Origin of the sequence: Caballeronia concitans (assembly GCF_001544615.1) — a bacterium.
Lineage (GTDB): Bacteria > Pseudomonadota > Gammaproteobacteria > Burkholderiales > Burkholderiaceae > Caballeronia > Caballeronia concitans.
In genome coordinates this window covers 74,608-89,618 of sequence record NZ_FCNV02000012.1, presented here as the reverse complement: position 1 = coordinate 89,618, position 15,011 = coordinate 74,608, and the positions used below count along the sequence as shown (strand labels likewise).

Here is a 15,011-nt window from a genome sequence, read left to right as displayed (position 1 = left end):
TTCGCCCGCCATCAGCAGCAAGCGCTTCGTTACTTGGCCTCGCCTCGTTGCCGCAGCACCTTTCTGCACGGGCGATGGCCGCAGCCTCTTCTTCGGCGTTCAGAACAAGCGCGAGCGGCTGTCGTTCTGCGATGTCGTTTCGGGCGACGCCAGCAACGCCGTCGGGCGCGTGAGTATTCCAAGCGTGCCTGTCACGTCGACCTGCATCGCCGCGTGAGGAAAGGTCACTGAAGCGGCAGCGTTCGGAGTTTTATTTGCCGCGCCACTCGCTTGCCGTGGCGCGCGCGAACTCGCGGTAATTGCGCGGCGCACGCCCGAGCAATTGACTAAACCTTTCGATCTCGGCAGCGGATGCCACCGCCCCATCCTGCTGATAACGCTGCAGCATCAGCCGCATGTCATACGCGAGCCACGGCGTCGTCATCGTCTTCATATACGATTCGAACCGGTCCAGATCATCGCCGCCGTATTGCACTTCGCGGCCCAGCGCTTCCGACCAGATCGCCGCGACGCTTGCCGACGTGATCGCGTCCGGCCCGACGAGCGCGTAAGTCTCCGATGGCAGCGGCACGTCCGATCGCTCGCGGCGCAGAAGCTCGCGCGCGGCCGCGTCGCCGATATCACGCACATCGACCATCGAGATGCCCTTGCTTCCAATGGGCATGCCGAAGATGCCCTGCTGCTGCATCGGCTCCTTCTGGCGCACGTCGTTCTGCATGAAGTACGCGGGACGGAGAATCGTCGCGGGCATGTCGAACGCCTCGATCATGCGTTCAGCAGTGCGCTTGCAACTGAAGTGCGGAACGTCGACGTATTCGTCGCCCTTGAACACCGACAAATAAACGATGCCGCGCACGCCTGCCTCGCGCGCGATGCTCAACGCCTGCAGCGATTGCGTGAACTCATCGGCGGCGACGGGCGCAAGCAGGAACAGCGTGCTCACGCCTTGCATCGCGCGGCGCAGTCCATCGACATCTGCAAGTTCGCCCTGCACCGGCGTCACGCCTGCCGGAAAATGCGCGCGCGCGGGCGAACGCGTCAGCGCACGCAACCCCGCACCGCTGTCCTTGAGATGGTCAAGAACCTGCGTGCCGATGATGCCCGTGCTGCCCGTAACGAGAATGCTCATGTCGACTCCTGGAAGATGAAGGCCCGGTGCGAGCCGGTGACTGCCACGATAGGCGTTCCGAAAAAATCGTGCGAACGCTCGGCCGCCGAAGCGCATTCGTGAAATTCGAATTCGTGAATTCGCGACGCGAAGCGCCTGCGGGTACGGACTTTGCAACTGCGCAGCAGATTACACCGCTCACAGGAGGAGCTTCCATGCCCACCGATTCTTCGTCGAGCGAAGTCGCTCGCACGCCTTCGCAAAGCAACACCAACGCAAAAGTCGACGCACTCGAAGCGTCGAAAAGCGATGCAACCGGTCAGGCGCTCACGACCAACCAGGGCGTGAAGATCGCCGACAACCAGAACACCCTGAGCGCCGGCGAGCGCGGGCCGTCGCTGCTCGAAGACTTCATCATGCGCGAGAAGATCACGCACTTCGATCACGAGCGCATTCCCGAACGCATTGTCCATGCGCGCGGCTCGGCGGCTCACGGCGTGTTCAAGGTCTATGAGTCGCAAGCCGATCTGACGAAGGCGTCGTTCTTGCAGGATCCGTCGAAGGAAACGCCCGTCTATGTGCGCTTCTCGACCGTGCAAGGCTCGCGCGGTTCGGCTGACACCGTGCGCGACGTGCGCGGCTTCGCGGTCAAGTTCTACACGGACGAAGGTAATTTCGATCTCGTCGGCAACAACATGCCGGTGTTCTTCATACAGGACGCAATCAAGTTTCCGGACTTCGTTCACGCGGTCAAGCCCGAGCCGCACAACGAAATGCCGCAAGGCGCATCGGCGCACGACACGTTCTGGGACTTCGTTTCCCTCGTGCCCGAGTCGGCGCATATGGTGTTGTGGACCATGTCCGATCGCGCGATTCCCAGGAGTCTGCGCACGATGGAAGGCTTCGGCATTCACACGTTCCGCTTCATCAATGCACAGGGCAAGGCGCGCTTCGTGAAGTTCCACTGGCGTCCGACCATCGGCTCGGCGTCGCTCCTGTGGGACGAAGCGCAGAAGCTCGCCGGAAAGGACTCGGACTTTCATCGGCGGGACCTGTGGGACGCGATCGATATGGGCGACTATCCCGAGTGGGAACTGGGCGTGCAGATCATCGAGGAAGAGGATGAACACAAGTTCGACTTCGACCTGCTCGATCCGACCAAGATCGTTCCCGAAGAGCTGGTGCCGCTCAAGATGATCGGCAAGCTCACGCTCAACCGCAATCCGGACAATTTCTTTGCGGAGACCGAGCAGGTCGCGTTTTGTCCGGGGCATATCGTGCCGGGCATCGACTTCACGAACGATCCGCTTCTGCAAGGCCGTTTGTTCTCGTACACGGACACGCAGATCAGCCGTCTCGGCGGCCCGAACTTCCACGAGATTCCGATCAATCGACCGCTCGCACCGCTGCATAACGGCCAGCGCGATGCGATGCATCGGCAGACGATCGATAAGGGCCAGGCATCTTACGAACCCAATTCGATCGACAACGGATGGCCCAAGGAAACCGCGCCTGCCGCAGCGGGTGGCGGATTCGAAAGCTACACGGAGCGTGTGGAAGGCTCGAAGATTCGCAAGCGCAGTCCGTCTTTCGCCGACCACTATTCGCAAGCGACGCTCTTCTGGAACAGCATGACGGAGCCCGAGAAAGATCACATCGTCGGCGCTTATTCGTTCGAGCTGTCGAAGGTCGAACGCAAGCATATCCGCGAACGTCAGTTGGGCATTCTCGCCAACATCGATGAAACATTGGCTGCGCGCGTGGCGGAAAATCTCGGCCTTCCGGCGCCGAAAAAGAACGCGAGCTCGGAAGAACTCGGCAAGTCGTCGGTGCAGGACTCTCCCGCGCTGTCCATCGTCGCGAAGGCCGTGCCTTCGGTCAAGACGCGCAAGGTGGCCATTCTCGCTGCGAAGGGCGCGGACGCCGCGAGCATTCAGGCAGTGAAGGACGCGCTCGCGAAAGAAGGCGCGCACGCCAAGGTCATCTCGCCGACACTCGGCTCGCCCGCAGCAGGCGTCGAGGCCGATGCCACGCTGCTCGGCATGCCGTCCATCATGTTCGACGGCGTGATCGTCGCGGGCGGCGCGGCCAGTGCGAAGATGCTCGCCGATTCGGGCGACGCGCGTCATTTCGTGCTCGAAGCGTACAAGCATCTGAAGGCGATCGCTGCGATCGGCGACGGCAAGACCTTGCTCGATGCAGTGCAACTGACGGCGGGCGAAGAAGGCATCGCAGTGGGAAGCGACGCCGCAGCCGTGATGACGAGCTTCGTCGAAGCGATGAGCAAGCATCGCGTCTGGTCGCGTGCGCAGAAGGCAGAGGCGGTGCCGGCGTAATCGACGATGTCAGGGCGCAGTGGTTGCGCCCTGACCTTCATCGATCGACAGTCGCGCACGGCTCACGATCAAAGCGCTCTCACGTTCACGCCATGCTTCGGACCATGCGTTAGCAGTCCGGCTTCGAACTGCGCGAGCGGCATCGGCGGCGGCAATTCGTATTGGGGCCGAAGTCGTGAAAGCGCGCGGTCGAAGCGCACGAAGGTCGCGAAATCGCGTGGATAACGCCGCTTATCGACGCCAAGAAAACGGCAGTTCTTGTGCGCCTTATCGAGCAACGCCTGCCATTGCGCGATGCTCGTCACACCGACGCCTTCGGTGCCGTGCGAGAACAGCATCATGTCGATTTCATCGAAGGACGCTTCATCATCGAGAAAGCGGCGAAACGTTTCCGCCGATGGCTCCGTGCAGAAGACGAGCCAGAACGGAACGGCGCGCAAGCGCATCGTCATGTACGGGTCCATCAGAATGAATGAATCGACGACGAGTCGCGCCGACGATTCCATTCCCATGCTTCGATACCAGTCGCGATAGATGGCCGCTGTCACGAAGCTGAACGACTCGGGATCTTCGAAGCGCATCTCCACCACGCGCCAGTTTTTCTCTCTCGCGAGATCGAGAATGGAAGCGGTGAGCGCTTCGTCATAGCCCCATTCGGCTTCGGGAGCGCGTTGCGTGGGCGCGGGCGGGGACCAGTGCGAACGTTTCGATCCATAGCGCCGCAAGTACTCGGCCACGCGCGGGCTGCCGCTAAAGTATTCGTCTTCCGTCGCGCCGCCCACTGCGCCGAACTGATAGAACGAACGATCGCCGGTACGCGTGACCGGCCAGTCGCGCATGCATGCGTTGATATAGATCGTTGCGTTCGGCGCGAGACTGCGCAGCAGAAACTCGCGATACGCAAGCGGCAACGCCCGATGCTTCAGCCGGAAGTAACTCATCGCCGACAACATCAGCCGATCCTGATTCGGGTCCTGCATGTGATGCACGGCAATGCGCGGATCGGCGCGCAGCATGGCATCGGTGATGCGAAGGCCATCGTGAAAGCCGCGTTGCGCATCGTCGGGATCGCTGAAGGGCGCGCGCACGGGCGTCAAAAAGGTCTGCGGCAGCCACGGCAGACGAAGCGCCGCCGCCATGTGCATCAACGCGCCATTCGACGATCCGATGAACGCGGCTTCATAACGGCGCTGCGGATAAAGCCCCGCAATCCATTCGCTGATGCCCTCCACATCGAGCGCTTGCGCATCGCGTTCGCGGATGCCTTCGGACATGCCGCCGACCGTATAGACCCACTCGCGCTGACGCTTCGGAAGCAGATTGATGGGCGGCATCAGGCTATCCAGCAACGGTGACTGACTCGGGCTGCTGAAGCGCTCGCCGTGCAGGCACGCTGCCAGCGCCTGCGCCATGCCCGCGGCCGAATCGAAACGCGCGATGCCGCGTGGTGGAATGCTCATACGCTTCGCGCCTCATCGCCTTGCAGCAGGAACGGACGAATGGCGAGCGCAAGGCTATGCGGGTGCACGTAGTTGAGCGTATGCGTGCCGCCATCGATCGCCATGAACCTGCCGTTGGGAATCAGCGCCGCGACTTCTCTCGCCCACGCGAGCGGCGCAACCGGATCGCGCGTGCCGCTCACGACGAGGGTCGGCGCGACAATGCGCGAGAGCTTTCTTTCGATGCGGTCGCGTATGAGCACACGCATCGTCGCCCATGCGCGGATGATGCCCGCCTTCGCATAATCGATGCGTCCGATGCCAGCCGGAGAACGCGCCCTTTCGAGCTTGCCGTTCTGCCGGTCGCGCCATGCCTGAACGGGCAGATGACGCGCGTGACGATCGACGGTCGGTCCTTGCAGCACAAGCCGATCGACGCTATCCGGATAACGCAAGGCAAACTCCGCGAGTATCTGACAGCCGAACGAATTGCCGATGAACATTGCCTTGCGGATGCCGCGCGCGGCGAGCCACAGGGCCAATGCATCGGCGAGTTCGCGCAAGGAAAGCGTGCCGCTTCGCATCGTGCTTTCGCCGAAGCCCGGAAGATCGGGCGCGTGAACGTCGAAGTCGTCTCGCAACGCAAGCGCGAGCGGCTCCATGTAACGGCTCGATATCACGAGGCCATGCACGAGCACGACGGGCAATCGCTTGGTATTGGCGCTCGCGCGCGAGGCATGACGCGAGAACATGCGATACGGCCCGGCCTGCGTATAGCGAACCGTGATGCCCGCGCGTGCGCTTTCATCGCTCAATGCGGGGGTACGCTTGAGGCGCATCCATTTGTAGGCGGTCCAGCCTGCGAGCGCGCATGCAGCGGCGCCTGCGATAGGAACCGCGAATCGTGCGTATCGGTTCACGGCGTTCATGCGAGTGATGTCTTTCCCGAATGCGCTCGTGACGAGCAATCGCTGCGCCCGAATCGAGCGGCTTTGTGTCTAGCTTCGACTCGCAAACGCGATGGTGTGCCTTAGGGTAAACTACGACCCTCTTTCGTCGGCAGGTTGCCCCGCCGCTTGCCGATGTAGCTTCTCGAGCACGCTCGGCCGCTTGCGCCGACACGCCTCCTGTCACCGGCTATCCGAACTGCCTGCCGCGACGTCACGCAACTGACCGTTACTTGAAACGGCGTGACCTGTATCTTCCACCGCGAAACCGACTTCAATGAAGATTCCGACGACTCGAGAGCAGTGGCTCTCGAACATGCCCGGCAATTTCCTTGCTGGCCTCACATCGTCTTTTGCGCTCGTTCCCGAGTGCATTGCCTTTGCGCTCGTTGCACACCTCAACCCATTGATGGGCCTATACGGCGCCTTCATCATCTGTGCACTGGCCGCGATTCTTGGTGGAAGGCCCGGCATGATTTCGGGTGCGGCAGGCTCGATGGCCGTGGTCATCGTCGCGCTGGTCGTGCAACACGGCGCGCAATACCTCCTGGCAACCGTCGTTCTGAGCGGCATACTCATGATGCTTTTCGGTCTCATGCGGCTCGGCAAGCTCATTCGGATGGTGCCGCATCCGGTGATGATCGGCTTCGTGAACGGTCTCGCTATCGTCATTGCAATGGCGCAACTGAGCCACTTCAAGGAAGCAACACCGCACGGCGAAGCCTGGCTTCATGGCACGCCGCTACTCATCATGTGCGGCTTGGTCGGCGTGACGATGCTTATCGTCTATGTGCTTCCGCGCATCACCAAGGCCGTGCCGCCGGCGCTCGTTGCAATCGTGGGCGTCGGGCTGATCGGTCAGTTCTTTCACTTGCCTACGCGCACGCTGGGCGACATGGCGCATATAGCAGGGGCATTGCCAGCGTTTCATATCCCGGCTATTCCCTTCGATATCGCGACATTCAAGATCGTGTTTCCCTATGCTTTGCTGATGGCAATCGTCGGCTTGCTGGAAACACTCTTGACCTTCAATCTCACTGACGAAATCACTGAAACGCTCGGTCAGCCCAATCGGGAATGCCTTGCACTCGGACTCGCGAATGTCGTGTCCGGTTTGTTCGGCGGAATGGGCGGTTGCGCGATGATCGGTCAAACCATGATCAACCTGAGTTCGGGCGGGCGCAGTCGCGTTTCCGGCGCGACCAGTGGAATCATGATCCTGCTGTTCATTCTCTTTCTTTCGCCGCTCATCGAGCGTATTCCGCTCGCGGCGCTTGTCGGCGTGATGTTCGTCGTTGCGCAACAGACGTTTGCCTGGGGATCGCTTCGTGTGCTCGGGAAAGTGCCGCGTCACGACGCGCTGGTCATCGTGCTCGTGACGGTCATCACGGTCTTCACCGATCTGGCCATTGCGGTGCTGTGCGGCATCGTGATTGCGGCGTTGAACTTCGCGTGGCAGCATGCGCGCGAAATTCGCGCTGACGTCGAAAGCGGCACTGACGGCTCGTCGACTTATACGCTGCATGGCACGCTGTTTTTTGCATCGACCGCTAATTTTCAGGACCTTTTCAAGCCGCTAAGCGACCCGCAATATGTCACCGTGGATTGCCGGCATCTGCATGTTGCAGACCATTCGGCGATCGCTGCGTTCGAGACGCTCAAGGAGCGCTATCAAAAAGCGGGCAAGCATCTGAAATTCGCGAATCTGTCGGCGCGGAATCTGCATTTGCTGGAACGGGCCGGAGTCGCGCTCTCATACGCTTGATCGCGCGTCCAGTCTCCGGTCGCGAGTTGCTCCTCCTTCCGCTGAAAAAATAGTCGTTGTACGCTTGCAGTCACGCCGCGTGTCCAACGGGTGACAGAAAAGCGAAACGATCAACGTCAGGAGGCACTGCAATGAGTCAAATGAGTAATGCCCCGTGGACCGAGCCACTCGATGCGGTCCTGCGCGAATGGGCCCAAACCGCCGCCGCACGCGACAAAGCCGGCGGGACCGCCTTTCACGAGCGCGCTTTGCTGCGCAGAAGCGGCCTGCTCCGTCTGTCGATACCCACGGAATACGGCGGCGATGGCGCTCCGTGGTCAACCACGCTCGATATCGTTCGACGCATGGCGCAGGTCGACAGCTCGCTTGCGCATCTCTTCGCGTTCCATCATCTGCAACTCGCGACCATCCGCCTCTTCGGCCGCGACACGCAGATTCGGCATTGCCTAAGCGAGACGGTCAAGCAAGGCTGGTTCTGGGGCAACGCGCTGAATCCGCTCGACAAGAGCACGCGCGTGCTTCCCGATGATGCCAACAACGGCTATCTCTTCGATGGCCGCAAGAGCTTCTGTTCCGGCGCGCGCGATTCCGATCAATTGCTCGCCTCCGCTTTCGATAGCGAGGGCAAGCTGCTCATCGCCATCACGCCGACGAACCGCGAAGGCATCACCGTGCTCGACGACTGGGACAACATGGGTCAGCGTCAGACGGATAGCGGCACGGTCATCTTCGAGCGCGTCCGCATTGCGCCGGATGAATTGCTGAATGATCCCGGCCCGCTATCCAGCCCGTTCGCGTGCCTGAGGCCGCTACTCGCGCAAGTGATTCTGAGCCACATATATATCGGCATCGGCGAAGGTGCGTTACAGGCCGCGCGCGATGCGACGCTTGCGCAGACGCGTCCGTGGATTGCATCGCAGGCGGAGCGGCCATCGGAAGATCCGTATGTGATCGCGCATTACGGCGATTTTTATGTCGCGCTCGAAGGCGCGCGTCTGCTCTGCGAACGCGCGATGCAATTATTCGATGCCGCATGGCGACGCGGCCTCGCGCTGACCGAAAGCGAACGTGGCGAAGTGGCGGTCGCGGTCGCCACGTCGAAGGTCGCTGCGGCGCGCGCCGGGCTGGAAGTCGCGAACCGCATGTTCGACGTGACCGGCGCGCGTTCGACCACAGCCGCGCTGCGCCTGGATCGCTTCTGGCGCAATGTGCGCGTGCATACGCTGCACGATCCCATCGACTATAAAGTGCGCGAACTCGGCGACTGGGCGCTGAATGGACGCGTGCCGAAGCCATCGTTCTATTCGTGATTCGCGCGCACGCCCGCCATTAGCGCGATGCCGCTCATCATGAGCAATGCCGCCAGCAGATACACCGCGAGATCCATGCTCCCCGTACTCGTGCGAATCATGCCGATGACCCACGGACTCACGATCCCGCTCGTGATGCCGATACTGCTGATCAACGCGATGCCTCCCGCCGCCGCATTGCCCGACAGATAGCTCGGCGGCACGGCCCAGAAGATCGGCAGCGCCGCGAAGATGAGCACCGCAGCGGCCGAAAGAATGGCGAGCATGGCGGGGAAGCTATCGAGATGCAGCGTCAGCGCCGCGAGCGCAAGGCCGCCGCCGATAGTGCAAAACGCGAAGTGCCTGCGCCGCTCGCCCATGCGGTCCGACCGGCGTGCAATGAGGATGAGTCCGACCGCGCCGATCGCATTCGGTATCACGGTATAGAGACTCACTTGCACGACGTCCTTGATGCCGAAGTCGCGGATCATCAGCGGCATCCAGAAGTTCAGCGTGAGCGACGCGCACGTCAGTGAAAAATAGATGAACGCAAAGAGATACACGCGCGGATTGAGAAGCGCGGCTGCGAAGCTGCGGGCATCGTGACCCTTCTTCTCGTTGCGATCCTGCGCGCAGAGTGCGATCAAGCGCGACTTGTCCGCATCGGAAAGCCAGTGCGCGTGCTCGGGCTTGTCGACCAGATAAAACAGCGCGACGAACGCGAGCAGCACGGCGGGCGCGCCTTCGATGGCGAACATCCATTGCCAGCCGTAAAGGCCGAGCACGCCGCTCATGTCGCGCATGATCCAGCCGGAGATGAGTCCGCCGAGCACGCCTGCAATGGCCACGCCCGCGAAGAACACCGACATTACCGCCGCGCGGCGATTCGCCGGAAACCAGTACGTCAGATACAGCACGATGCCGGGAAAGAAGCCCGCTTCGAACACGCCGAGCATGAAGCGAAGCACGTAGAAATGCGACGGCTTGCTCACAAACATCATGCCCACCGATGCAATGCCCCACAGCAGCATGATGCGCGTGAAAGTACGCCGCGCGCCGTACTTCGCGAGCAGCATGTTGCTGGGCACTTCGCACAGCACGTAGCCGATATAGAACACAGCCGCGCCGAGTCCGTACATGGCGTCGGAGAAACCGAGGTCGTGCTTCATCTGCAACTGCGCGAATCCGATGTTGATGCGGTCCAGAAACGACACGACATAACAAAGAAACAGAAACGGAATGATGCGCCATGCGACTTTCGCCACGATGCGGTCATCGTCGGCAATATTATTCGTGAGTCCTGACGATTTCATATCGACGGAATTGTGCATTGTCTCTCTCCACGGCGGCCGCGCCTTCTATGAACGCGTGCCCGGTTCTTGAAGCGATTCGGGAAAAGGGCCCCGACAGGGCCCCCGCGTATTCGCTCAGTCCTGCAGCGCGGTCCACATTTCCTTGTCGCGCTCGGCCGTCCAGATGCGCGGATGCCTGATGCCGCTCGCTTCGTCGTATGCGCGCGAGACATCGAACGGCAGGCAGTGTTCGTAGATGAACACCTGAGCGAACTTCGGGTCCATCGACTTGCGGGTGAGCGCCATCGCGCCCTTGAGGTCCAGCTTCTGTGCGACGGCTTCGCGGCCCGCTTGGAGAAGCGTCGTCACGAAGTCCTTCGTATAGTCGATACCCTTGTCCACGTCCGCCGGAGTCAGCAGCGCGGGGCCACGTCCCGGCACGAGCTTGTGCGGCTCCAGCTTGCGCAGTGCTTCGAGCGTCGCGGGCCATTCTTCGAGTTGCGCATCGCCGCAATAGCAGGCCGCGTCGTATTCCACGAGATCGCCCGAGAACAGCACCTTCTGCGAAGGCAGCCACACGACGGTATCGCCCTTGGTGTGACCCGCGCCGAGGTGCGCGATCTTCACTTCCAGCTTGCCGAGCCACAGCGTGATTTCCTTCTCGAACACGAGCGTCGGCCACGTGAGGCCCGGCACGGTTTCCACGCCCGCGAACAGACGCGGAAAGCGCTCGATCTCCGACTTCATGTCCTGCTCGCCGCGCTCGACGATCATTTCATAGGTGCCGCGGCTCGCGATCACCTGCTGCGCGCCTTCCTCGAAATACGCCGATGCACCCAGCACGCGCACCGCGTGATAGTGCGACAGCACGACGTACTTGATGGGCTTGTCCGTCACGCTGCGAATCTTCGCGATGAGGTCCTGCGCCATCGCGGGCGTCGCGGTGGTATCGACGATCAGCACGCCGTCGTCGCCGATGATCACGCCCGAGTTCGGATCGCCCTCGGCCGTGTAAGCCCAGGCGTTCTCGGAAAGCTGCGTGAAGGTGACCTTCTTCTCTTCGAGATCGGCCTGGGATGCGAATGCCTTTGCCATGTCTGTCTCCGTTCGGTCGGCAGTGGATGATGCATGGTCGCGTCACGGTCAATATTTGTCAATAGCAAAGCGCCTTGCTATAGTTGAACTTCGGGAAAACCCCGGTTCTAGGACGGGGCGGCCGGATGCGCTAGCATCGACCGATCGGATTGCGCGCAGGAGCGAAGCACCCTTGAAAGAAGTGACAGACAAGCCGCAACGCGGCATTCAGAGCGTGGAAGTGGCCGGGCGCATTCTCGAAGCGCTCGCCAGCCGCCGCGAGCCGGTGGCGTTGAGCGAACTGGCCAGCGCCGCCGCGCTTTCGACGGCGCAGGCGCACACGTATCTCGTCAGCCTGACGCGGCTCGGCCTCGTCAAGCGCGATGCGCTCACCGGCTACTACGAGCCCGGCCCGCTCTCGCTGCGTCTCGGGCTGATGTTCGTCGAGCAGCAGGAGGCGTATCGCGTGGCCGCGTCGCATGCGGCGGGGCTGGCCGAGCGCGTCGGGTACAGCGTGGCGGTGTGCGTGGCGGGCGCGCAGGGGCCGACTATCGTGCGATACGAACGCGGCGGCTATCCGCTGCACGTGAACCTGCGCGTCGGCACGGTGATGTCGCTGCAAACCACGTCCACCGGTCGCGTGTTCAGCGCGTTCCTCGATCCCGCACAACTCTCTGCGATGATGCAAGGCCAGGGCATCGACCGGCCGCGCATCGGCACGGACGAATCCGACGCGCCCGATCACGCCGTCTGGCAGGCGAATATAGAAGACACGCGAGAGCGCGGCATGGCGCGCAGCGTCGATATGCCGAGTCCCGGCATCAGCAGCCTGAGCGTGCCCGTGCTCGACGCCGACGGCCGTTTGCAGCTCGCGCTGACGGTCATCGGGCCATCGGGCGCGATGGACGTCGCCTGGACAGGCGACATTGCACGCGAACTGCGCGACGTCGCGCGGCGCATCACGGAAGCGCTGACTCAACCGTCATCCATTCATGCCCTCTGATTTTTCCCCGAACCCGAACGACGCCGCCGCTTCCGAAGCGAAGGCGCAGCGCGGCATCAACGCGCTCGAGAGCACGGGCGACCTGCTGAACGCACTCGCATCCGCCAGTCAGCCGATGAACCTGCGCGATCTCGCCGCCGCCGCGGGCATGCCCGCCGCCAAGGCGTTCCCGCATCTCGTCAGCTTGCAAAAGATCGGCCTCATTTCGCGCGACGACGACGGCTGCTTTTCCGCCGGACCGCTCGGCTTCGAGCTGGGCCTGATCGCGCTGCAACGCCTTTCGCCCACGCGCGATGCCGAACCCGAAATCGTCGCGCTGGCCGCGAAGACGCAATTGAGCGTCGCCGCCGCCACGCTCGGCCCGCTCGGTCCGACCATCATCCGGCTGGAGGAATCCGGGCGGCCGCAGCACATCAGCTTGCGCGTCGGCACGGTGATGTCGTTCGTGAATACGGCGATCGGGCGCGTGTTCGCCGCGCATATGTCGGAGGACGTGCTGGAAGGATTGCTCGCGCAGGAGCCGATACGGCTCGCTGGCGTCGCGGAAAAGCCGCCGCTCGACCGCGCGTATCGCGAGCGTCTGAGCGGCATTCGCGAGCGCGGCATCGACGATGCATTCGATGCGCCGGTTCCCGGCATCGGCACGTTCGCCGCGCCGATCTTCGATCATACGGGCAGCATCCGGCTGGTGATCGCGGTGATCGGCTCGTCGCGCGACATTGAGCGCGATGACGACGGCCCCGTCGCGCGTGCGCTGCTCGCGGCGGCGCAGCGCTTGTCCTGGCGATTCGGCGCGATCGGCGTCTGAACGCTCAGGCGCCCGTGCAATCCGGCGCGGCGGCGATCACACCCGAGCGCGCCTTCGCGAACGCCTCCGCGAGCACGTCCATATCGCCGATATGGTTCGCCAGCAGCAGCACGAGCTTCGCGTTGACCATCTGGCTGTCGGCATCGGAAAGGCCGTTGTGGGTGTCGATCAGACGCTCGTAGAAAGCGTCCATGTCCGCGATGTTGGGTTCTAGATTCAGGTGGCTCATGATCCGTTCATCCGTTCGGGTTGGCGTTGCACGTGGCGCGGTCCACGGCGGCGGAAATCGCGGCGGCGTCGAGCGCGCGCCAGCGTGCGCACACGTGCTGATCCGGGCGCACGAGATAGAACGTGCCGGGGCGCGCGTCGAAGCGATGCGTGACGATGCCCTCGCCGTCTTCCACCACGTTCACGCCGGCCATCGGCGGCACCTTCACGCCGCGCGGCGCGACGATCAGCGGACGTACCGCCACCGGCAGACGCGCGAGCGCCGCGAGTTGCGCAGCCGTCTCGCCGATGTCGTCGTGAAGGCCGCAAAAGTAGACGCCCGTGAACGCGCTGCCGGAAACCTGATGCAGGAACCACGCGTCCTTGCCATCGGCGACGACGGGCGCATCGGTGCAGACGGAGCCGGGCACCATCGCGCAGGAGAATGAATCGGCGGGATCGTCGGGCGTATTCAGCGGCGAATCGCGCAGCACCGCCGGCACCGACAATCGCCCGCTATTGACGATGCGCCGCGCGAACGCGCAGTCCTTCGCCAGCTTGAGCGTCGCGTCGCGAAACAGGCGCGACACCGCGCTCTTCGGCGTGATGAAATCCGTCGCGCGCGTTGAGTTGAGAATGTTTTCGTCCGCCGCGAACTCGCGCTCGGACGCGTAGGTGTCGAGCAGCGCGGACGGTGCGTCGCCATTCACGACGAGCCGCAGCTTCCACGCGAGGTTGTCGGCATCCTGCACGCCGCTGTTCGCACCGCGCGCCCCGAACGGCGACACGCCGTGCGCCGAATCGCCCGCGAAGAGCACGCGGCCGTGACGGAACGAATCCATCCGCAGGCACGAGAACGTATAGACGCTGACCCATTCCAGTTCGAATTCGACGTCCTCGCCGAGCAGCGCCTTCACGCGCGGAATGACGCGCTCGGGCGCTTTCTCCGCGACGGGATCGGCGTCCCAGCCGAGCTGGAAGTCGATACGCCATACGTTGTCCGGCTGGCGATGCAGCAGCACGGACTGATTGCGGTGAAACGGCGGATCGAACCAGAACCAGCGCTCGGTCGGAAACGACGCCTTCATCTTCACGTCCGCGATCAGAAAGCGGTCCTTGAACGTGCGGCCCCGGCTATCGAGACCGAGCAGGCCGCGCATGGCGCTGCGTGCGCCATCGGCGGCGACGACGTATCGCGCGCGCAGCGGATACGCGCCGTCGGGCGTTTCGATCTGCAATTCGACGTGATCGTCGTGCTGCGTCAGGCCGGCGACGCTGCTTTTCCAGCGCATCTGGAGGTTGTCGAGCTGCATCGCGCGGTCGGCCAGATAGCCTTCCACGTAGTACTGCTGAAGGTTGATGAACGCAGGCCGCGCATGGCCCGTTTCCGGCAGCAGGTTGAACGTATAGATGAGTTCGTCCTGAAGAAAGACCTTGCCGACGTTCCAGCTCACGCCCTTCTCGACCATGCGATCGCCGCAGCCGAGGCGATCGAAAATCTCCAGCGTGCGCTTGGCGAAGCAGATGGCGCGCGAGCCGGAGGAAAGCGTGTCGTCGTTATCGACGAGCACGACTTTCACGCCCTGCTGCGCCAGATCGACGGCGGTGGCAAGGCCGACCGGCCCGGCTCCGACGACGACTACCGGATGCACCGTGCCTGACGGCGCATCGTGCTCGGGCGCGCGCGAGTAATCGAACCGCAACTTCTGATAGTCGGTCTGCATGCCGCGTCTCCTGACAGCT

13 protein-coding genes are annotated in these 15,011 nt (G+C 62.8%); 5 read left to right on the top strand and 8 right to left on the bottom strand.

Features of this window, described 5'->3' with window-relative positions; translation table 11 throughout:
- Nucleotides 1-99: 99 nt before the first annotated feature.
- Together AWB72_RS29705 and AWB72_RS22895 are read right to left on the bottom strand one after the other, a co-directional pair.
- The gene (locus AWB72_RS29705) at nt 100-228 is read right to left on the bottom strand and encodes a hypothetical protein (RefSeq protein WP_280174596.1); all 129 of its coding nucleotides are present in this window, start codon (nt 226-228) and stop codon (nt 100-102) included.
- 22 nt (nt 229-250) lie between these two features.
- Nucleotides 251-1,129 carry an NmrA/HSCARG family protein gene (locus AWB72_RS22895; protein WP_040053650.1) on the bottom strand — a complete coding sequence of 293 codons (879 nt, stop codon included), beginning with the start codon at nt 1,127-1,129 and terminating at the stop codon, nt 251-253.
- Nucleotides 1,130-1,323: 194 nt separating this feature from the next.
- Between AWB72_RS22895 and katE the strand changes: the two genes are divergently transcribed.
- On the top strand, nt 1,324-3,444 hold the full coding sequence (gene katE / locus AWB72_RS22890; protein ID WP_040053649.1) for a catalase HPII: 2,121 nt from the start codon (nt 1,324-1,326) through the stop codon (nt 3,442-3,444).
- Between the two features lie 68 nt (nt 3,445-3,512).
- On the opposite strand, the gene AWB72_RS22885 is transcribed toward katE, so the two are convergent.
- A complete protein-coding gene (locus AWB72_RS22885) occupies nt 3,513-4,904 on the bottom strand; it encodes a hypothetical protein (RefSeq protein ID WP_040053648.1) in 1,392 nt (463 codons plus the stop codon).
- On the bottom strand, nt 4,901-5,812 hold the full coding sequence (locus AWB72_RS22880) for an alpha/beta fold hydrolase (RefSeq protein WP_052450191.1): 912 nt from the start codon (nt 5,810-5,812) through the stop codon (nt 4,901-4,903). Before AWB72_RS22880 ends, AWB72_RS22885 begins: the two co-directional genes overlap by 4 nt.
- 295 nt (nt 5,813-6,107) lie before the next feature.
- On the opposite strand from AWB72_RS22880, the gene AWB72_RS22875 reads away from it, so the two are divergent.
- Both AWB72_RS22875 and AWB72_RS22870 read left to right on the top strand, forming a co-directional pair.
- Nucleotides 6,108-7,595, top strand: coding sequence for a SulP family inorganic anion transporter (locus AWB72_RS22875; protein ID WP_040053647.1), 1,488 nt, complete (start codon nt 6,108-6,110; stop codon nt 7,593-7,595).
- Between the two features lie 131 nt (nt 7,596-7,726).
- Nucleotides 7,727-8,905 carry an acyl-CoA dehydrogenase family protein gene (locus AWB72_RS22870; RefSeq protein ID WP_040053646.1) on the top strand — a complete coding sequence of 393 codons (1,179 nt, stop codon included), beginning with the start codon at nt 7,727-7,729 and terminating at the stop codon, nt 8,903-8,905.
- Here the strand turns inward: AWB72_RS22870 and AWB72_RS22865 are convergent.
- Nucleotides 8,896-10,197: an MFS transporter gene (locus AWB72_RS22865; protein ID WP_244285723.1), complete on the bottom strand. Its 1,302-nt coding sequence runs from the start codon at nt 10,195-10,197 to the stop codon at nt 8,896-8,898. The two genes, AWB72_RS22870 and AWB72_RS22865, sit on opposite strands and share 10 nt — an antisense overlap.
- A 114-nt stretch (nt 10,198-10,311) precedes the next feature.
- A complete protein-coding gene (locus tag AWB72_RS22860; protein ID WP_040053644.1) occupies nt 10,312-11,271 on the bottom strand; it encodes an MBL fold metallo-hydrolase in 960 nt (319 codons plus the stop codon).
- 172 nt (nt 11,272-11,443) lie between these two features.
- On the opposite strand from AWB72_RS22860, the gene AWB72_RS29815 reads away from it, so the two are divergent.
- On the top strand, nt 11,444-12,253 hold the full coding sequence (locus AWB72_RS29815) for an IclR family transcriptional regulator (RefSeq protein ID WP_040053643.1): 810 nt from the start codon (nt 11,444-11,446) through the stop codon (nt 12,251-12,253).
- On the top strand, nt 12,243-13,061 hold the full coding sequence (locus AWB72_RS29810; RefSeq protein ID WP_040053642.1) for an IclR family transcriptional regulator: 819 nt from the start codon (nt 12,243-12,245) through the stop codon (nt 13,059-13,061). Before AWB72_RS29815 ends, AWB72_RS29810 begins: the two co-directional genes overlap by 11 nt.
- A gap of 4 nt (nt 13,062-13,065) precedes the next feature.
- On the opposite strand, the gene AWB72_RS22850 is transcribed toward AWB72_RS29810, so the two are convergent.
- Nucleotides 13,066-13,290, bottom strand: a complete 225-nt coding sequence (locus AWB72_RS22850; protein WP_040053641.1) for a DUF2783 domain-containing protein — start codon at nt 13,288-13,290, stop codon at nt 13,066-13,068.
- Nucleotides 13,291-13,297: 7 nt separating this feature from the next.
- A complete protein-coding gene (locus AWB72_RS22845) occupies nt 13,298-14,992 on the bottom strand; it encodes an FAD-dependent oxidoreductase (RefSeq protein WP_040053640.1) in 1,695 nt (564 codons plus the stop codon).
- Nucleotides 14,993-15,011: the final 19 nt, after the last annotated feature.